Below are 17,303 nucleotides of genomic sequence, written 5' to 3' on the forward strand. Positions count from 1 at the left end.
GTCGATCAAGGGAGAGGCTCGCGGGGCAAAGTAATGGGGGGCCTGCTGGACGGCGGCGGCAGGCGCTTGGCGTAGAGGCTCAAGGTTTGCGTGCGGCCGTCCAGGCTGAATCGGGCGTATTGCGGGGTGAGGTGGTCCAGGCGCCAGCCGTTGGGCAGGGCCTGGCCGAGACGGACCGTCAGGGCGCGGCCGTCGGCCTGTTTGAGCATGGCCATTTGCAGGTTGCCGGTGATCATGATGCCGCTGAGGGTCAGGTTGGCCAGGCTGGCGCCTTGGGCTTTACCCACGACGCGATCCGGGCTGCGGTCCGGGCTGAACAGCGGCGTTTGCCAAGTGGCGGCGAGGTTTTCCAGCGGGACACTCGGCGCGACCTGGACCTGAGCGGTGGGATGGGCGCGCGTGGGCGCTTCAGGCAGCCATTTCGGTTCATCGCCGATACTGCTGAGGATCACCGCCATCAACACGCCCAGTAAGCCCGACAAGCCGAGCAGGCCCCACTCCACGGGGCGTAGTCTGCCGATCATGGCGTCACCCGCGCCGGTTGCAGATAGCCGCGCACCAACAGATGCACCACCAACTTGCCCGCACCGCCATTGGCCGGCGCCTGCTGGCTGCGACGGATGCGCAGTTCATCCACGAACAGGAACGGCGGCTGGTACTCCAACTCATGCAGCAGGGCTTCCAGAGGTTCGATGGCGCAATCGAGGGTCAGGCTGACCTTGACCTGGCGATACGGCTCGCCGTCGTCCTGCTCCGGGGTGATGGGCTTGCGCTGGGTCAAACTGCAACCGCCGCCGAGGTTGGCGTGGCTGTTGATCAGGTCGGCGAGACGCTGCATCAGGTCGGCGGCCACCACATCGGGGTCATCCCCCGGCAATAGGCTGGTGCTGCTGGCGGGATCCTGCCGGGCTTGCTCAAGCTGTTGGCGCAGTGCATCGCGTTGACGCAACACGCCGGCATACCGCTGCTGTTGCTCGCGCAGTTGTTCGGCCTGTTCGCCCATGTCGCGCAGGGGGCCGGCGAACCAGCTGTCGATCAACAGCCAGTAGGCCGTGCCAAGCACCAACGCCAGCACCAGCAAGGCAGCACCACGGCGTTCACGGGGTGTGAGGGGTCGGCGCATCGGCAGCCTCCTGGCGTAGGTGTGCACGCAAGGCAAACTGGTCCTTGCCGGTGCGGGCATCGGGTTGGATCACCCCTTCGAACTGGGCGTTTTCCAGGCTGCGGCAGCCTTTGATACGGGTGATCAATGCGCTGGCCTTGGCGCTTTGGCCGGAGATTGAAATCTCACCGTCCTTCACCTCCAGTTGATCCAACCAGGTGTCGGCGGGCAAGCAGGTGGTCAGGTCATTGAGCAGCGCGGCCAGCGGTGGTTGCGCCAGTTTGCGCCGAGTGAGGTACTGCGCCGCGCCGCGGGTATTGAGCAGTTGCTGGCGCAGCGCATGCACCTCGGCGACCTGGGCTTTTTGCTGTTGGACGCTGGTATGCATCACGTCGATGACACGCTGGCGGTCGTTGAGCCACAGCACCATCGCCGCGATCAGCAAGGCCCCGCACAACCACGGCAGGCTACGCTGCAAGCCCATGCCCGGCCGGCGTTGACGGGGGCGCAGCGGTGCGGGCAGCAGGTCGATACCGAGGTTTGCCGCGTCCACGCGATGGGGATGCAGGCCGAGGGCGGCGCAGTCGGTAAGCATCTGGTCCAGGCGCTCGCGCAGGATCGCCACCAGCGTGACCTCAAGGTGGCTGGGCGTGCGCCGCTCCTGGCGGGCGACAAAGTAGAGTTGGTCAGCCTCGAACGGGGTGTAGCGGTCCAGTTCATAACCGACCACGGCCTCCAGATTGCGCCCGGCGGCCAGAGGCAGTTGTACGCGTTGCAGCAGCACGGCATCCGCGCCGAGCATCAGCACTTGGCGTGTGCTGCTCGACACGACCGGCACCGCTAACGGCCAGTGGTGGATCTGCTCCGGCGGTTCCGGCCGTGCCAACCAACTCGGCACACAGGCGCGCAACTCCGCAAGCCACACGCGCCAACCCTGTTGCAGCAGGCTGCCGCGCCAGTGCCGGGCAATGGGTTCCAATCGATTCATTCTTGCCAACGCAACACCCGATAGGGTTGTGCGCTGTCCTCCGATGGGCTCAATAAAACGGTGACTTGCAGCCGCGCCTGATAACCGCCGGGGCGCTCGGCGCGGCTGTCGACCACCAGCACTTCGCCAGGGTCGGCACCTTCGGCGTTCTGACGCGGCAGGTTCAGCGCCTTGCGCATCAGCGGGCTAGCGAAGGCGGGATCGGGGCGGTCCAGGTCGCTCCACAAGGTGATCTCGGGCAGCAATTGGCTATAGAGGGTTTGCGTCATGCCGGGCAATTGGCGCACTTCTTCCAGCACCCGGAACGGCGCCAGGCCCTGGTGACGTCGCGCGTCGAGGGCCGTGGCCAACTGTGTCGCTTGGGCCGGAGTGGCACCGCAGGCCAGGGCCAGGCGTGTGAAATCCTGTGCCTGGGCATTGATCAGGTAGAGCTTGCCGCGTTCGCTACGCAAGCTGACGTGCAACTGGGCGTCGTCAAAAGCCAGGGCGATATCGCGGCCATCGGCAACCCAGCGTCGGTCGACCAAGACGTGCGCGATGCCGGCTTCGGCGGCCAAAACAGTCTGGGTATGTTGGCGCAGCCACAGGGCCTGGCGACTTTCCAGTTGCACCCAGCCCGCCAGGCCGCCGAGCAACACGCTGAGCAACGCCAGTACCCACAACACCAGCAGCAGGGCCGCGCCGCGTTGGCGTCTCATTCTTCCACGCTCCCGCTGGACAGGTTCAAGCGCAGGGCAATCACCTGGGTGACCCAGGGCACCGGGCCGTCGACGTGGGCGGCGATGCGCACGGCCGCAGGCAAGCGCCTGGACCATGGCCAGTCACTGATCCAACCGGTGGGCTGGCCCAGCGGTGACGTGCCGCGATAATTGAATTGAAGACCCTCGATGTTGTTCAGCAGCACCTGGGGTTCACGCTGGGAAAACCCGACCTGCAGACCCTGTTCGACCCGTTGCAGGCTGAACCGGTGGATCCCACCACCGAGCACACCGGGCAAGGTCGAGACGAACTCCAGGCGCTGTGGCGTGCCGACGAAAAATCCATCGCCCTCACCCACCGCCAGGGGCAACGCCTCGCTGATCGCCGTGCGCAAAAACTGTTGAGCGGCGCGCATTTCATCCAGGCTCACTGCATATGCCTGGGCCTTGGACACGGCACGATTGGCACCCAGCAACGCGCCGCCGACCAACACCAGCAGCACGCCCAGCAAGCTGAGTACCACAAGGATTTCCAGCAAGGTAAAGCCCTGTTCGCGGCGCTTCACAGGCGCGCCTTCAACGTGCTGAAACGGGCCTGGTGCGGGCCCTCACCAACGACCAGATCGAGACGAAAAATATGCGTTTGCTGACGGGTACAGGTCAGTTGCCAGTGGATACCATCGAGTTCGCCCTGGCTGACGCCGTTGCTCAATCGCCCTGCGGCCTCTTGATCGAAAATCGTCAGCGCCGCATGAGTGAGCCGGTCACTGCGGGCCACCTGGGACAGCGAGCTCGCGCTCTGGCCGAACGCAACCAGCAGCACCGTGCTGCACACCGCCATCAGCGTCAGTGCTGCGAGCATTTCCAGCAGCGTGAACCCGGCCTGGTGCTTCATGGCAGCGCCTTGGATTGCACGCTGCCGGTGAGCCAGCCGATATCGATGCGCCAACGCCGGGTGCCGTTGGCCACTAGCAGATTGCCGCCGGTGGAGCTGCCGTCCGGATAGAACTCGACGGCGGGGCCCACCTGTTCGGCGGTGTGCAGTGTCACTTGCAGCTCGGACGGCCACTGTTGCAGCGCACGGCCCGGCGCCTGGAACGTGCGGGCGCGCAGGTCGAACGCAGTACGTGCGGACTGCCCGCTGACAATCGCCCCCGCCCGCGTGGTGCGCAACGCCTCCACCATCTGTCCGACCGCGCGGCGCTCCTTCGCCGCCTGCAGCCCCTGGCGCACGCCCATCCCCAGCAACCCGGCGGCGAGGCTGATCAATAGGATCACGACCAGCATTTCCAGCAGGGTAAAGCCGCGCTGGAACATAGCCGCGTTACTCCCAATTGCCCAGATCGGCGCTATAACCTTCGCCGCCCGGCTGGCCATCCTGGCCGTAGAAGATCAGGTCGAACGCACCGTGTTCACCGGGGAAGCGATAGCCGAAGGCATGCCCGAACGGGTCCTTGAGGTCCGACGGCTTGGCATAGCCACCGGGTCTGTCCACCAGTTGTTGCAGGCTGGTGGGCGGCGCGCCGACGTCGAGCGCGTAGCTGTCGATCTTCATGCTCAGGCTGGCCAATTGCGCCTTGCCCGCGCCGTACTTGCCCTTGTCCACATTGCCGCCGACCTGGCGCACGACAATGGTGGCGACAATGCCCAGCAGCACGATCACCGCGAGCATTTCCAACAGGGTGAAACCGCCTTGGCGGCGTGGTTTTCTCATGGGTTCAGCTCCTTCATATATTGCTGGTCAGGCTCATCAACGGCAGCATGATCGCCAACATGATCACCGCCACCAGCACCGCCATGACCACGGTCAGGGACGGCACCAGTGCGGCGAGCAGGCGATCGATGCCGCGCTTGGCTTCGACGTCGAAGATGTCGGCCACCTTGAGCAGCATGCTGTCGAGTTCACCGGCCTGTTCGCCGACTTCAATCATTTGCAGGGCCAGCTCGGGCAGCAGCGGCTGGCTGCCGAACGCGCTGGCGAGGGTGCCGCCGCCTTTGACCGATTCCGCCGCACTGCCGACCTGGGCCTGCAGCGCGCGGTTGGTGCAGACTTGCCGTGCGATCACCAAGGCTTGCAGCAACGCCACGCCATTGCTGAGCAGCGTGCCGAGGGTGCGCGTCAGGCGGGCCGCTTCGACACGTTGCAGCAGCGGGCCGATCCCACGGACACCGAGCAGGCGCCGATCGTATTGTTCTCGAAACGCCGGATTACGCAGGCGTGCCGCCCAACACCCACCGCTCACGATCAGCCCGGCCAACACCAGCAGGCCATAGGCGCCCAGGAACTCACCCAAGGCGAGAATCACCTCGGTGATCCACGGAATCGGCACGCCCAGGTCCTGGAAGATCGGCACGAATTGCGGCACCACATAAGCCAGCAACAGCGCCAGGGACCCGAGTACGCCCACCACCAGGAAGGCTGGATAGATCAGCGCATTGATCACTTCACCACGCAGCCGCTCGCTGCGTTCCAGGTAGTCGCTGAGTTGGCGCAGGGTGTTCTCCAGTGCGCCACCCGCCTCACCGGCGCGCACCATGCTCAGGTACAACGGTGAGAAGCTGCCGCCTTCTTCTTCCAAAGCGGCGGACAGTGGTTTACCCGCTTTGACGTGATCACGGATGCGCCCAATCAGTGCACGCACCTGGGGTTGACCGGGTTGTTTGAGCAACAGGCTCAACGAACGTTCGAGCGGCTGACCAGCCCCCAGCAGCGTCGCCAACTGCTGGGTGAAACTCACCAACGCCGCGCCCTTCAACTGCCCGCGTGGGTTGCGCAGGAGCGGGCTGCCGGCCGCCTCAATCTGCAACAACAACAGGCCACGCTTGTGCAGGGCCGCGACGGCGGCGACTTGATCCACCGCTTCCAGCGTACCGTTCTGCGGCACACCCTGGCTGTCCAGGGCGCGGAACTTGAACAGGCTCACGCGCCCTCTCCACGGGTGACGCGCAGTACCTCTTCCAACGAGGTAATACCCGCCAAGGCCTGGCGCAGTCCTTCTTCATACAACGTGCGCAAACCGGCGCGGCGAGCCGCCTGCTCCAACGTGGCGGCATCGGCGTGACGCATCAACAGGCTGCGCAGTTCGTCGTTCATCACCAACAGCTCGGTCAGGGCGCTGCGGCCGTGATAGTCCCCGCGATAAAGCAGAATCGGGCGCTGTTCGGTCAGGCGATCCAGGCCGTGTTCTGCGATCAGTTCCGGCGGCGCTTCAAAGGCCACGCGGGTGACCGGATCCAGGCGCCGCACCAGACGCTGGGCGAGAATGCCGCTGACGGTCGAAGCGATCAGGTAGCTTTCCACGCCCATGTCCATCAGCCGCGTGATGCTGGCTGCGGCGCTGTTGGTGTGCAGAGTGGAAAGCACAAGGTGCCCGGTCAGGGACGATTGAATGGCGATGCGGCAGGTTTCCAGGTCGCGGATCTCGCCGATCATGATCACGTCCGGGTCCTGGCGCACGATGGAGCGCAGCGCCCCGGCGAAGTCCAGGCCGATGGCAGGTTTGACCTGGATCTGGTTGATGCCTTCGAGTTGGTACTCCACCGGGTCTTCCACGGTGATGATCTTGCGCTCGGTGGTATTGAGCCGCGACAGCGCGGTGTAGAGCGTGGTGGTCTTGCCGGAACCGGTGGGCCCGGTGACCAGCAGGATGCCGTGGGGGCGCTCCAGCAGATCGAGGAAGCTTGCCAGGCGCTGGCCGTCAAAGCCCAGGCTCGGGAAATCGAACTGCACGGTCTGCCGGTCCAGCAAGCGCAGCACCACCGACTCGCCGAAGCTGGTGGGCACCGTGGACACGCGCAGGTCGAGCTCCTTGCCCTGGATGCGCAGCATGATGCGCCCATCCTGGGGCAGCCGACGTTCGGCGATGTCCAGCCGCGCCATGATCTTCACCCGTGAGATCACCGCCGCCGATGAACTGGCCGGCGGCGCTTCGGCGTCGTGCAGCACGCCGTCGATGCGGTAGCGCACCTTGAGCTGGTTTTCGAAGGGTTCGATATGGATGTCCGAGGCCCGTTGTTCCACGGCGCGCTGCAGGATCAGGTTGACCAGGCGGATCACCGGTGCTTCGGAGGCCATGTCCTTGAGGTGTTCGATATCTTCCTCGGCGCCGCCCTGCTCATCGAGGTTTTCGATCAGCGTGCCCATGGCCGAGCGGCCCTGGCCGTAGTAGCGCTCGATCAGGGTGTCGACTTCATTGCGCGGGCCGATGGCCAGCCACACCGGCACCTGGCACGCATAAGCCAAGGCCTGGAACGGATAAAGTTGCGCCGGGTTGGCGGCGAGCACCCGCAGGCCGCCCTGGGTCCAGCCCATGGGCACTACCTGGTAGTGACGCATGAAGCGTTCGGTCAAGACGGGCAAGGGATCGAGCAACGGCGGCGCGGCATCGGCCAATAACAGCGGCGCGCCGAGTAACGCCGCCCAGGCGCGGGCCAATTCGACTTCAGAGACCAGGCCCAGACGTGTCAGCAGGCTCAGCAGGTCGTCCGTGGACAAGCGTCGGGCGCGCTCCAGGTCCACCGTTTTCAGCCCGGCATGCTGCATCAGCCACGCGCACACCTGTTCGGTGTGCGGGATCTGCATCTGGCAGGCATCGATAGGCGCTGACGACATAATGTTCAGGTATCTAGTGTTGCGAGAAAGTATGGCTATTTGGAACTACAGCAACATGCCATTAGTTAGCCATAACCCAAGCGAGAGTAAGCCGGGGTTATCGACTGGAAGTTATAGCCCTAGTTCCTGAAGACCGGGAATAAAATAAACATAATGGCCAAGACCCTTGCGCCAGAGCCTTAGAAGCTAATAGCCATCCTTTCACTAGTTGCAATTAGCCACTTATGCGTTTTCTCGCGCAATTAAACGGTTTTTCAATACATTCAACCGGGTTACTTCATTATCAACAAGAAGCAAAACCACACTTTCAACCACGTCAGGTATGAGGTCGGGTGCTTTTTTCGATCAGGCACATCGGCGTGCCTGCCACCGGCTCGCTCATCACCTGCACCTGCACCTCAAACACCTGCCGCATCAACTCGGCAGTGATCACCTGCCCCGGCGCACCATCGGCCACCAGCTTGCCGCCGTGCATCACCGCCAGGTGGTGGGCATAGCGGCAGGCCTGGTTGATGTCGTGGAGCACGGTGATCACGGTCTTGCCTTCGCCAGCCAGTTCGCCCATCAGGTCGAGCAGTTCGACCTGGTGGCTGATGTCGAGGTACGTGGTGGGTTCGTCGAGCAGTACCACCGGCGCGTTCTGCGCCAACACCATGGCCAGCCAGGCGCGTTGGCGCTGGCCGCCGGACAGGTCCGCCAGGGCGCGGTCGGCCAGGGTATCCAGTTCCAGGCGTTGCATGGCCTGGGTGACATGGGCTTGGTCATTGCCGCTCAGGCGTCCCCACAATGAGTTGTGCGGGCTGCGGCCATAGGCGACCAACTGACGCACACTGACGCCTTCTGGCACTGGCAACACCTGGGGCAAGAATGCGATCTGCCGCGCCAATTGGCGGGCGGACAAGCTGGTGTAAGCCTGGCCATCCAGGGTCAGTTCACCCTGGGTCGGCTTGAGGATGCGCGCGAAGGCTTTGAGCAAGGTGGATTTGCCACAGCCATTGGGACCGATCAAGGCGGTGACCTTTCCGGTCGGCGGCACAAAGGACAACCCCTGCACGATACGCGTAGTGCCGTAGCCGATATCCAGCTCGCGTGCTTGAAGAATACTCATGTGATCAGCCCTTGAACCGTGCCAGCAACCAAAGAAAATACGGCGCGCCAATCACCGCCGTGAGCACCCCGGCGGGGATTTCGCTGGGCGCGATCAACGTGCGTCCCAACGTGTCGGCCAGCACCAGCAACAGCGCACCCGTCAGCATCGCCGCCGGCAGCAAATACTGGTGATGCCCGCCCACCAAGCGACGTGCCATGTGCGGCGCGACCAGGCCGATAAAACCGATCGGCCCGATCACGCCCACGCCCAGGCTGGTCAACACCACCGCGCAGGCCATGGCCAGCCAGCGAGTGCGGCCAAGTGCCGTGCCGAGGCTGTGGGCGGCTTCGTCGCCGAGGGCAATCAGGTTCAGCGGCTTGGCCAGGCACAGGCCCACGGGGATCAGCACCAGGAACGGCAATACCAGCGCCACATGGTGCCAGTTACGGCTCCACAAACTGCCAGTGAGGGCGAGCAAGGCCGTGTTGATATCCAACGGATGGGACAGGATCAGAAACTCGGTGACACTGGACAAGGTCACCGCAATCGCCACCCCGGACAGTGCAAAGCGCACTCCGGAAAAACTCACCCCGGCGTTGTACAGCGCCAGCAGCAACGCACCGCCTGCTCCACCCAGGCACGCCACCAACGGCAACCACGCAATCGGCATATGCGGCCAACTGATGATCGCTACGGTCAGCGCCAGGCCCGCACCCTGGGTCACGCCGAGGATCTCCGGCGAGGCCAGCGGGTTGCGGATCACACCCTGCACAATCGCCCCGGCCAGGCCGAACGCGCATCCGGCGAGGATCGCAATCAGGCTGCGTGGCAGGCGGTGGTTCCAGACGTCGAAGTCGAGGGCGTCGTGGGCCAACAAGCGGTCCAACACAGCGTCAGGCGTGAGCCACACAGTGCCGGCGCTGAGGCTGATTAACGTCGCCAGCAGCAACAGGCCCAGCAGCAGCCATAAGCGCAGTGTTGGCCGGGTCATAGGGCACGCCTGGCAAGAAAGAGGAAGAACGGCGCGCCGATCAGCGCGGTGACCACACCGGCAGGGGTTTCCACCGGAAACGCCACGGCGCGGCTGAGCAGGTCGGCGCCCAGCACGATCACCGCGCCCAACGCAGCGCTCAGCGGAATCAACCAGCGGTAGTCATTCCCGAGGAACTGACGAAGGATATTCGGCGCGATCAGCCCGACAAATCCGATCGGCCCCACCGCGCAGACACTCGCCCCTACCAGCAACAGGCTGGCGATGAACACCTGCAAACGCAGGCTGGCAATGCCCACGCCCAGGGAGCGTGCGGCGTCTTCGCCGAGGTTGATCAGGTTCAGTCGCGGCGCACACCAGAGCGCCCACAGGCCGCCGATCAAGGTGCACGGCCAGAGCAATTGCACTTGCGCGGCCCCGGCATTGGCCAGGGAACCGGCCAGCCAGTTGAGCACGCTTTGCGCCTGGGCCTCGACCAGGATCACCGTGAGCCGGGTCAATGCCGCGCACAACGCGGCCACCGCGACGCCAGCCAATACCAGGCGGCCTTGGGCCGTAGTCGGCGACCAGGCGCCGCCGAGGCTGAATACGGTGATCCAGGCCAGCGCGCCCCCCAGGCAGGTCATCAACAACGCACCGCCCGCAAACGGCAACGCAACCAGCCCGGTGGAAAACAACGCCAAGCCCAACGCCGCCCCCGCCGTCACGCCAAACAAGGACGGCGAGGCCAGACGGTTGCGGGTAATGCCCTGCATCAACGCACCGGCCAGGCCCAGGCAGGCGCCGACCAAGGCGGCACACAGCGCGCGTGGCACACGCAGCTGGGCGACGATGTAGGCCATATTGCCGCCCACGCGGCCTTGATGAACCAGGCCATTCCACGCATCCGTCGCCGTGATCGTGAACGGCGACCAGCTGTACAGCGACAGCCAGAACAAGCCGGCACCCAGCAGCACAATGCCTGCCGCCGCGAGACTGCGCCCCATGCTTATTGGCTCAGTACGGCTTTACCGCCTTTGAGAATCGCCAGCGCGTCTTCGGCGATCTGCTCCGAGGCCAGTACGCCGCGGTTGCGCGCCCAACTGTCGCCGTCCACTTCGGCGACCTGCTTGTTACGCACCGCTCCCAGCACTTGCCACAGCGGCTGCTGGCTCCAGCTGTCGACGATGCTGGGGCGACGGTAATGGCCGACGAGCAACCAGCCGGGGTCGAGGGCGAGCAGTTGCTCCAGGCTGACGAACTCGGTAGGTGCAGCGTTGGCGCGTACCGAAGGGACTTTCAGGCCGATGGCTTCGAGCACGCTGCCGGCGTAGGAGTCCGGGCCGTGTACGGAGAAACTGTCTTCACGCGCCACACCGAACAGCACACTGGCGCCGGCCGGGATCTGTTGCGCAATGGCGTTGAGGTTCTCGCGGTTCTTCTGGATCCGCGCTTCCATCTGCGCGCTTTTGCCCAACGCCTTGCCGATCAACTCGGCGGACTTCAGGCTGCCCTGATAGTCCTCGCCGCGTGACGGCAGCAACAGGGTCGGCGCGATGCTCGCCAGGTCGCTGTACAAGGCCTGGTGACGATTGAGGTCGGCGACGATCAAGTCTGGCTTGAGCCGGGCGATTTCCTCGATACTCGGTTGCGAGCGCAGGCCCACCGACTTCCATTGGCCGATGGCCTGGCGCACACGGGGCAGTACGCGGTTGGCATCACCATCATCGGCGGCCCCAACGGGCGTGACGTCAACGGCAGCCAGGCTGTCGAGAAAGGAGAATTCCAGCACCACCACGCGCTTGGGCGCATCCGGCAGATGCACCGCGTGCTGGCCGTCGTTGAGGTCGATGGGGGCGGCGCTCAGCAGGCTTGAAGAGAACGCCAACACGCAGGCGGCAAGGGTGGGGATGGAGCGCAGCATTCGCATGACAAGGACCTCGGCGTTAAAACACCCCGCTAGACAGGCCGGGGAAAACGGCGGGTACTATTCCATATCGGCGCGGCGTGATCAAAAAACATTCTCATTAACGCCAAAATCAGGTGTGGGAGCTGGCTTGCCTGCGATGACGCTACATCAGCAAATAGCGCTGTGACTGGCGCCCCTCCCTATCGCAAGCAAACCAGCGCCCACAGGTTGATCGGTGTCCCCCCTTAGAAGTCGACGGTGGCGGACAGCAGATAGGTACGCGGCGTCGACAAGGTCAGCCCCGGCTCACTGTCATCCGAAGCCCCGGCCGAACTCCAATAGCGCTTATCGGCGACGTTCTCCACATTCGCCCGCAAGGTGATGTGTTTGTCGTCCACCTTGAACGCGTAGCGCGCCCCTACGTCGAGGCGGTTCCAGGCGTCGATTTCCTTGACGTTGGACTGGTCCAGGTACTGCGAGCTGGAGTAAATGCCACGGCTGGTCAGCGTCAGGCCTTCGAGGCCCGGCACATCCCATTCGGCACCCAGGTTGACGTTGTACTTGGGCGTGGCCGGGGCACGGTTGCCGTCCCAGGTACCGTTGGTGGTGTCCTTCAGCTCACTGTCGATGTACATCACACCACCGAGCAGGCGGAAGCCCTTGAGCGGTTCGCCGAACACACTCAGTTCCACACCTGAGTTCTCGCGTTTGCCATTGGGACCAAACAGCCGCGTGGTCGCATTGGTTTCATAGGCCGGCTGCTTGATACGGAACACCGCAGCGGTCACGGCAAACGCCCCGGCGTCGTACTTGGCGCCCACTTCGACCTGGCGGCTGATGAACGGCGGGAAGATCTGGTCTTCGTTGATCGAGGTGGACGGCGCGATCTTGCCCTGGCTCAGGCCTTCCATGTAGTTGGCGTACAGCGACAACCTGTCGGTGGCCTTGAACAGGATGCCGCCGGATGGCGAGACCTTTTCTTCGTCGTAGGCGGTATCACCTTTGATGCCGTCGCTCCAGTCATCGACCTTCACGCGCTGCCAGCGCGCACCGAGGGTGAGCAACAGGCGATCATCGAAGAAGCCCAGGGTGTCGGACAAGGCCACGCCGCTGAATTTGTTTTCGGTGTAGACCTTGGGATCAAACCGCGTCGGCCGCGAAGGCGTGGGGGTTTGCACCGGGTTGTAGAGATTGCTCGACGGCGACGTATAACGCGCGCCTCCGTTGGTGAAGTCCATGTCGAAGTAGCTGGCGGCCAGGTTGACCTCATGGCTCACCGGCCCGGTCTGGAACCAGTTGCGCACGCCGGCGGTGTAGGTGCGCACGTTTTCATCGCGGGTGAAATCCCGTGGCTGCACGCTGAAGTCACCGGCTGCGTTGGATACGGACACCGCGTGGCGCAGGAAATCGTGGTTGCTTTTGCGCGCCCCCATGCCGCCGTAGAGCATCACGTTGTCGCTGAGGTCATACTCGGCATTGACCGTGCCGAAGGTGTCGTTGGTGCGGGCCTTGCTCCAGGATTGCGCATAGTTGCGGCGCACGTCATTGGCGCTGGGCACCGGCGCTGCGGCCGCCACCTGTACGCGCTCTTGCGGCGCATCGGTGTCGCGCTCGGTGTGGCCGATGTCAGTGGAAAGGCGCAAGCGTTCGCCACGAAAATCCAGGCCCAGCACGGCCATTTCGCGGTCGACGCTCTGGTGATCCCACTCGGTATCGCCGGACTGCTTCACGCCGTTGAAGCGAATGCCGAACTGGTTGTCTTCGCCAAAGCGTCGACCGATGTCCACTGCGCCGCCGGCCTGGCTGTCGGAAGCCCAGTTGCCGGTAAACGAGTTGATGTCCTTGTCGGTGGCGCGCTTGGGCACCACGTTGATCCCGCCGCCCACGCTGCCACGCGGCGAAATGCCGTTGATCAACTGGCTCGGCCCCTTGAGGATGTCGACACGGTCGGCCATTTCCATGTCGATGGTGTAAGTCGGCAGCACGCCGTATAAGCCGTTGTACGCCACGTCGCTGTTGAACAGGCTGAAGCCGCGAATGGTGAATTGCTCGTAGCGCCCACCGGCCGGGTTGGTCGCGCGTACCGACGGGTCGGCGGCGATCAGGTCGCCCAGGGTGCGGGCCTGTTGGTTCTTCACCGTGTCAGCGGTGTAGGTGGTGATGCTGAACGGGGTTTCCATGAAGTCCCGCGTGCCGAGCAGGCCCTGGGCCGTGCGGCGCGCCACTTGGCCACCGGCGTAGGTGTCGCCGTCATACAGGCCGGTGGTGCCGAGGATCGACGTCGGGGCCAATTCCAGGCTGCTGCCCTCCGGCGCCGGCACCAGCATATAGGCCTGTGCACCCATCGGCTGCAGTTGCAGGCCAGAGCCTTGCAGCAAGCGGGCAAAGCCCTCCTCGACCGCATACTCGCCGGACAAACCGCTGCTGCTGCGCCCACTGACCAACGCCGGGTCCACCGACAGATTGACGCCCGCCAACCCGGCAAAGCGGGTGAGCGCCGCACTCAGGCTGCCGGCGGGCACCTGATAGCTGCGGCGAGTGGCGGTGTCTTCGGCGTAGCTGACAGCAGCGAAGAACGGGCTGGCGCTGAGGCTCAGCAGCAGGCTGAGTTTCAGCAAGGGGCGGACTACAGGCATTGGCGGAAGCTCTCAATATTGTTCACTTGCCTGGAATGACAGGCGAGATGAAAAAAGGGGACAGGCTTCAGCCAATTTTTTCGCTTACCACACTGCGATCGTTGAATCCGCCCTCGGCTCCGTTCCGCCGCACAATACACCACTGACCGGGTCCCGCAGAATGATCTGCCCACGCCCGTAGTCGGTGAGGTCGCTGGCCATCTGCACCTGATGCCCGCGCCGCGCCAAGGCATTGGCCAAGTCGCGGGAGGCACCCTGTTCGATACCGACCTTCATGTCGCCCAGCCATTGCCAGCGCGGCGCGTCCAATGCCGCTTGCGGGTTGAGGCCGAAATCCACCAGGTTCATCACCATCTGCACGTGGCCCTGGGGCTGCATGTAGCCGCCCATCACGCCGAACGGGCCGAGGGCCTGGCCGTCTTGGGTGAGGAAGCCGGGGATGATGGTGTGGAAGGTTTTTTTGCCTGGCGCCAGGCAGTTGGCGTGTGTCGGGTCGAGGCTGAACTCCTGTCCACGGTTCTGCAGGGCGATGCCACTGTCGGGCAGCACCACGCCGGAACCAAAGCCGTGGTAGTTGCTTTGGATAAACGAAACCATGTTGCCCTCGGCGTCGGCCGTGGCCAGGTACACCGTGCCGCTGGCGTGGGGATCACCGGGTTTGGGGGGCTGGGCCTGTTCACCGATCTGCCCACGGCGACGGCTGCTGTAGTCATCGCTGAGCAGGTCGGCGACGGCCACGCGCATGTGCAGCGGGTCGGTGATGTAGTGCAGACCGTCGCTGTAGGCGAGTTTCATGGCCTCCAATTGGCGGTGCCAGGTCTGCTGGCTGTCGCGGTGATCGAAGCTGAAACCTTCGAGGATGTTCAGCGCCATCAACGCCACCAGGCCCTGGCCGCTGGGGGGGATTTCCCAGACATCCACGCCCCGGTAGTTGACGTGGATCGGCTCCACCCACTCAGCGCGGTAATCCTGGAGATCGCTGGCGCGCAGGTAGCCGCCACTCGCCCTGGAATGCGCATCCAGGCGCTCGGCCAGGGCTCCGCGATACAGGCTTTCGCAGCGGGTGGCCGCCAGTTCTTCGAGGGTACGGGCCTGGGCCGGGTTGCGAAACATGTCCCCGGCCCGTGGCGCGCGGCCGTCGATCAGGAAGGTGTCGAACCAGGCATCCAGCGCAGCGTCGCGATGGGGGCTGAATTCTTCCAGGGTAAGCTGCCATTGATGGGCGACCACCGGCGACAGCGGGAAACCATCGCGCGCCAGGCGGATGGCCGGTTGCAGCAACTCGGCAAACGGCAATTTGCCGAAGCGTTGCGACAGCTCGGCCCAAGCCGACGGGCAGCCTGGCACCGTGACCGGTGTCCAGCCATACAGCGGCATCTGATCATGCCCCGCTGCCTTGACCGCCTCGATACTCAAGGCCGCCGGCGCATGGCCGTTGCCATTCAAACCGTGCAACTGGCCCTTGCACCAGACGAGGGCAAACGCATCGCCGCCGATGCCGCAGCCGGTGGGCTCCACCACCGTCAAAGCGGCCGCCGTAGCAATCGCAGCGTCGATGGCGTTACCGCCCTTCTGCATGACCTCGATACCGGCCTGGGCGGCCAGGGGCTGGGACGCCGCGACCATGCCGCGCTGGGCAAACACGCTCTGGCGTTGGGAGGGATAAGGGTACTCGTGAGCAGAAAATTTCAACATGGCTAAGACTCGTCAACACAAGCGTGATGGGAAGACTCACAACACACGACTAAGGAACGCACGCGTGCGCGGATGGCTGGGGTGGCTGAAAATCTGTTCCGGCGGCCCTTGCTCGATGAGTTCACCCTGATCGAGCACCACCACGCGGTCGGCCACTTCACGGGCAAAACCCATTTCGTGGGTGACCACCACCATGGTCATACCCTCCTCGGCCAGCTCCTTCATCACCTGCAGCACTTCGCCGACGGTTTCCGGGTCGAGGGCGCTGGTGGGTTCGTCAAACAGCATGGCCTGGGGTTTCATCGCCAGTGCACGGGCGATGGCCACCCGTTGCTGCTGCCCGCCGGAGAGCATCGCCGGGTAGTGGCTGGCCTTGTCCGCCAGGCCAACCCGCGCTAGTAATCCACGGGCCTGTTCCAAGGCTTGGGCGCGAGGCGTGCCAAGCACCTGGATCGGCGCCTCGATGATGTTTTCCAGCGCAGTCATGTGGGGGAACAGGTTAAAGCGTTGGAACACCATGCCGATGTCGCGGCGCTGACGGGCGATGTTGCGCTCCGAGTCGCGCACCAGGCTGCCGTCGCTGCGCTCGCGATAGCCCATGGCGCGGCCGTTGACGCGGATGCGTCCACCCTGGATGTCCTCCAGCAGGTTGATGCAGCGGATAAACGTGGTCTTGCCCGAACCCGAGGCGCCGATCAGCACCACCACCTCACCGCGCCGCACTTGCAGGGAGATCCCCTTGAGGATCTGCAGTGCGCCGAACGACTTATGAATATCCAACGCTTCGATAATCAGCTCTTCACTTTGATGCGCCATGGTTATCGTCCCCTCAGCAGTTTCAAGGTGCTGCGCCCGAACATGCGGCTGGACGCCGGTGGCGGTGCGGAAGGCCGGTCGGACTGGCCGAAACGTGCCTCCAGCCAGCGCTGGAAGAAGCCCCAGAGCGTGGTGAGCATCAGGAAGTAGATCGCGACCACCAGGTACAACTCGAACACGCGAAACGTCGCCGAGGTGACCATCTGCGTGCTGAGCAACAATTCCTGCACGCCGATCACGCTGACCAGGGTGGTGTTCTTGAGCATCACGTTGAACTCGTTGCCCAGCGGCGGCACGATCACGCGGAATGCCTGGGGCAGCACGATACGCCGCATCAGCTTGGCAAAGCCCATGCCCAGGGAGCGCCCGGCTTCGTACTGGCCCTTGTCGACCGCGCCAATGCCGGCGCGGATGATCTCGGCCATATAGGCGCCTTCATTGAGGCCCAAAGCGATGATCGCCGCCTGGATATTGCCAGGCACCACCAGACCGAACAGGTCGATATCCTCAAAGCGGAAAATCCCGCCCGCCGCCAGCGCCGTGTACAGGAACACGATCTGCACCAGCAACGGCGTGCCGCGCATCAGCCACACATAAAAACGCACCGGCAGGTGCAATAGCGGGTTCTTTGACAGGCGCAACAGTGCAGCCGCCAAGCCCAGCACACAGCCCAGCAGCATCGCCGACACCGCGATCAGGCAGGTCAGCCAGAGCCCGGTGAGGTACACCCCGCTGGGCTGCAACAGGTACTGCCAGAACACATCCCAATTGAAGTTCATTGCGGGAA

At 64.2% G+C, this 17,303-nt stretch carries 18 protein-coding genes; all 18 read right to left on the minus strand.

Annotated features, from left to right (window positions below; genetic code table 11):
* Positions 1 to 5: 5 nt before the first annotated feature.
* The 18 genes from PF1751_RS17700 to PF1751_RS17785 all read right to left on the minus strand — a co-directional run bounded on the left by PF1751_RS17700 (position 6) and on the right by PF1751_RS17785 (position 17,295).
* The gene (locus PF1751_RS17700; protein WP_044287442.1) at positions 6 to 524 is read right to left on the minus strand and encodes a general secretion pathway protein GspN; all 519 of its coding nucleotides are present in this window, start codon (positions 522 to 524) and stop codon (positions 6 to 8) included.
* A complete protein-coding gene (gspM, locus tag PF1751_RS17705) occupies positions 521 to 1,123 on the minus strand; it encodes a type II secretion system protein GspM (protein ID WP_010209200.1) in 603 nt (200 codons plus the stop codon). The genes PF1751_RS17700 and gspM overlap by 4 nt, the downstream gene beginning before the upstream one ends.
* Positions 1,098 to 2,090, minus strand: a complete 993-nt coding sequence (locus PF1751_RS17710; RefSeq protein ID WP_044287444.1) for a PilN domain-containing protein — start codon at positions 2,088 to 2,090, stop codon at positions 1,098 to 1,100. Before PF1751_RS17710 ends, gspM begins: the two co-directional genes overlap by 26 nt.
* Positions 2,087 to 2,788 carry a hypothetical protein gene (locus PF1751_RS17715; RefSeq protein ID WP_010209198.1) on the minus strand — a complete coding sequence of 234 codons (702 nt, stop codon included), beginning with the start codon at positions 2,786 to 2,788 and terminating at the stop codon, positions 2,087 to 2,089. The genes PF1751_RS17710 and PF1751_RS17715 overlap by 4 nt, the downstream gene beginning before the upstream one ends.
* A complete protein-coding gene (locus tag PF1751_RS17720) occupies positions 2,785 to 3,354 on the minus strand; it encodes a prepilin-type N-terminal cleavage/methylation domain-containing protein (RefSeq protein WP_044287445.1) in 570 nt (189 codons plus the stop codon). The genes PF1751_RS17715 and PF1751_RS17720 overlap by 4 nt, the downstream gene beginning before the upstream one ends.
* Positions 3,351 to 3,683 (minus strand): type II secretion system protein, encoded by a 333-nt coding sequence (locus PF1751_RS17725; protein ID WP_044287446.1) that lies wholly within the window; start codon positions 3,681 to 3,683, stop codon positions 3,351 to 3,353. Before PF1751_RS17725 ends, PF1751_RS17720 begins: the two co-directional genes overlap by 4 nt.
* Complete coding sequence (locus PF1751_RS17730; protein WP_021491084.1) at positions 3,680 to 4,105, minus strand: GspH/FimT family pseudopilin; 426 nt, start codon at positions 4,103 to 4,105, stop codon at positions 3,680 to 3,682. Before PF1751_RS17730 ends, PF1751_RS17725 begins: the two co-directional genes overlap by 4 nt.
* Positions 4,106 to 4,112: 7 nt before the next feature.
* Positions 4,113 to 4,502 (minus strand): type II secretion system protein GspG, encoded by a 390-nt coding sequence (locus PF1751_RS17735; protein WP_010209194.1) that lies wholly within the window; start codon positions 4,500 to 4,502, stop codon positions 4,113 to 4,115.
* 13 nt (positions 4,503 to 4,515) lie between these two features.
* Positions 4,516 to 5,712: a type II secretion system inner membrane protein GspF gene (gspF, locus tag PF1751_RS17740; RefSeq protein ID WP_010209192.1), complete on the minus strand. Its 1,197-nt coding sequence runs from the start codon at positions 5,710 to 5,712 to the stop codon at positions 4,516 to 4,518.
* Positions 5,709 to 7,400, minus strand: coding sequence for a type II secretion system ATPase GspE (gspE, locus tag PF1751_RS17745; RefSeq protein WP_021491085.1), 1,692 nt, complete (start codon positions 7,398 to 7,400; stop codon positions 5,709 to 5,711). Before gspE ends, gspF begins: the two co-directional genes overlap by 4 nt.
* Before the next feature lie 316 nt (positions 7,401 to 7,716).
* The gene (gene fecE, locus PF1751_RS17750; protein WP_044287447.1) at positions 7,717 to 8,508 is read right to left on the minus strand and encodes a Fe(3+) dicitrate ABC transporter ATP-binding protein FecE; all 792 of its coding nucleotides are present in this window, start codon (positions 8,506 to 8,508) and stop codon (positions 7,717 to 7,719) included.
* Positions 8,509 to 8,512: 4 nt separating this feature from the next.
* Entirely contained in the window at positions 8,513 to 9,481 is a 969-nt protein-coding gene (locus PF1751_RS17755; RefSeq protein ID WP_044287449.1) for an iron chelate uptake ABC transporter family permease subunit, read from the minus strand.
* The gene (gene fecC / locus PF1751_RS17760; protein WP_021491088.1) at positions 9,478 to 10,467 is read right to left on the minus strand and encodes an iron-dicitrate ABC transporter permease FecC; all 990 of its coding nucleotides are present in this window, start codon (positions 10,465 to 10,467) and stop codon (positions 9,478 to 9,480) included. Before fecC ends, PF1751_RS17755 begins: the two co-directional genes overlap by 4 nt.
* 2 nt (positions 10,468 to 10,469) lie before the next feature.
* Positions 10,470 to 11,384: a Fe(3+) dicitrate ABC transporter substrate-binding protein FecB gene (locus PF1751_RS17765; RefSeq protein ID WP_373422424.1), complete on the minus strand. Its 915-nt coding sequence runs from the start codon at positions 11,382 to 11,384 to the stop codon at positions 10,470 to 10,472.
* A gap of 230 nt (positions 11,385 to 11,614) precedes the next feature.
* Entirely contained in the window at positions 11,615 to 14,005 is a 2,391-nt protein-coding gene (locus PF1751_RS17770) for a TonB-dependent receptor (RefSeq protein WP_010209184.1), read from the minus strand.
* Positions 14,006 to 14,089: 84 nt separating this feature from the next.
* Positions 14,090 to 15,700 (minus strand): gamma-glutamyltransferase family protein, encoded by a 1,611-nt coding sequence (locus PF1751_RS17775; protein ID WP_044287450.1) that lies wholly within the window; start codon positions 15,698 to 15,700, stop codon positions 14,090 to 14,092.
* Positions 15,701 to 15,736: 36 nt separating this feature from the next.
* Positions 15,737 to 16,516, minus strand: a complete 780-nt coding sequence (locus PF1751_RS17780; RefSeq protein WP_010209181.1) for an amino acid ABC transporter ATP-binding protein — start codon at positions 16,514 to 16,516, stop codon at positions 15,737 to 15,739.
* 2 nt (positions 16,517 to 16,518) lie between these two features.
* Entirely contained in the window at positions 16,519 to 17,295 is a 777-nt protein-coding gene (locus PF1751_RS17785) for an amino acid ABC transporter permease (RefSeq protein WP_010209179.1), read from the minus strand.
* Positions 17,296 to 17,303 lie beyond the last annotated feature (8 nt).

The sequence above is a fragment of the Pseudomonas simiae genome (assembly GCF_000934565.1).
Classification (GTDB): domain Bacteria; phylum Pseudomonadota; class Gammaproteobacteria; order Pseudomonadales; family Pseudomonadaceae; genus Aquipseudomonas; species Aquipseudomonas simiae.

Bases quoted from the DNA above. Each gene is read 5' to 3' on its own strand.
- PF1751_RS17700 (WP_044287442.1), bottom strand. From the start codon at position 524: ATGATCGGCAGACTACGCCCCGTGGAGTGGGGCCTGCTCGGCTTGTCG.
- gspM (WP_010209200.1), bottom strand. From the start codon at position 1,123: ATGCGCCGACCCCTCACACCCCGTGAACGCCGTGGTGCTGCCTTGCTG.
- PF1751_RS17710 (WP_044287444.1), bottom strand. From the start codon at position 2,090: ATGAATCGATTGGAACCCATTGCCCGGCACTGGCGCGGCAGCCTGCTG.
- PF1751_RS17715 (WP_010209198.1), bottom strand. From the start codon at position 2,788: ATGAGACGCCAACGCGGCGCGGCCCTGCTGCTGGTGTTGTGGGTACTG.
- PF1751_RS17725 (WP_044287446.1), bottom strand. From the start codon at position 3,683: ATGAAGCACCAGGCCGGGTTCACGCTGCTGGAAATGCTCGCAGCACTG.
- PF1751_RS17730 (WP_021491084.1), bottom strand. From the start codon at position 4,105: ATGTTCCAGCGCGGCTTTACCCTGCTGGAAATGCTGGTCGTGATCCTA.
- PF1751_RS17735 (WP_010209194.1), bottom strand. From the start codon at position 4,502: ATGAGAAAACCACGCCGCCAAGGCGGTTTCACCCTGTTGGAAATGCTC.
- gspE (WP_021491085.1), bottom strand. From the start codon at position 7,400: ATGTCGTCAGCGCCTATCGATGCCTGCCAGATGCAGATCCCGCACACC.
- fecE (WP_044287447.1), bottom strand. From the start codon at position 8,508: ATGAGTATTCTTCAAGCACGCGAGCTGGATATCGGCTACGGCACTACG.
- PF1751_RS17755 (WP_044287449.1), bottom strand. From the start codon at position 9,481: ATGACCCGGCCAACACTGCGCTTATGGCTGCTGCTGGGCCTGTTGCTG.
- fecC (WP_021491088.1), bottom strand. From the start codon at position 10,467: ATGGGGCGCAGTCTCGCGGCGGCAGGCATTGTGCTGCTGGGTGCCGGC.
- PF1751_RS17765 (WP_373422424.1), bottom strand. From the start codon at position 11,384: ATGCTGCGCTCCATCCCCACCCTTGCCGCCTGCGTGTTGGCGTTCTCT.
- PF1751_RS17770 (WP_010209184.1), bottom strand. From the start codon at position 14,005: ATGCCTGTAGTCCGCCCCTTGCTGAAACTCAGCCTGCTGCTGAGCCTC.
- PF1751_RS17775 (WP_044287450.1), bottom strand. From the start codon at position 15,700: ATGTTGAAATTTTCTGCTCACGAGTACCCTTATCCCTCCCAACGCCAG.
- PF1751_RS17780 (WP_010209181.1), bottom strand. From the start codon at position 16,516: ATGGCGCATCAAAGTGAAGAGCTGATTATCGAAGCGTTGGATATTCAT.
- PF1751_RS17785 (WP_010209179.1), bottom strand. From the start codon at position 17,295: ATGAACTTCAATTGGGATGTGTTCTGGCAGTACCTGTTGCAGCCCAGC.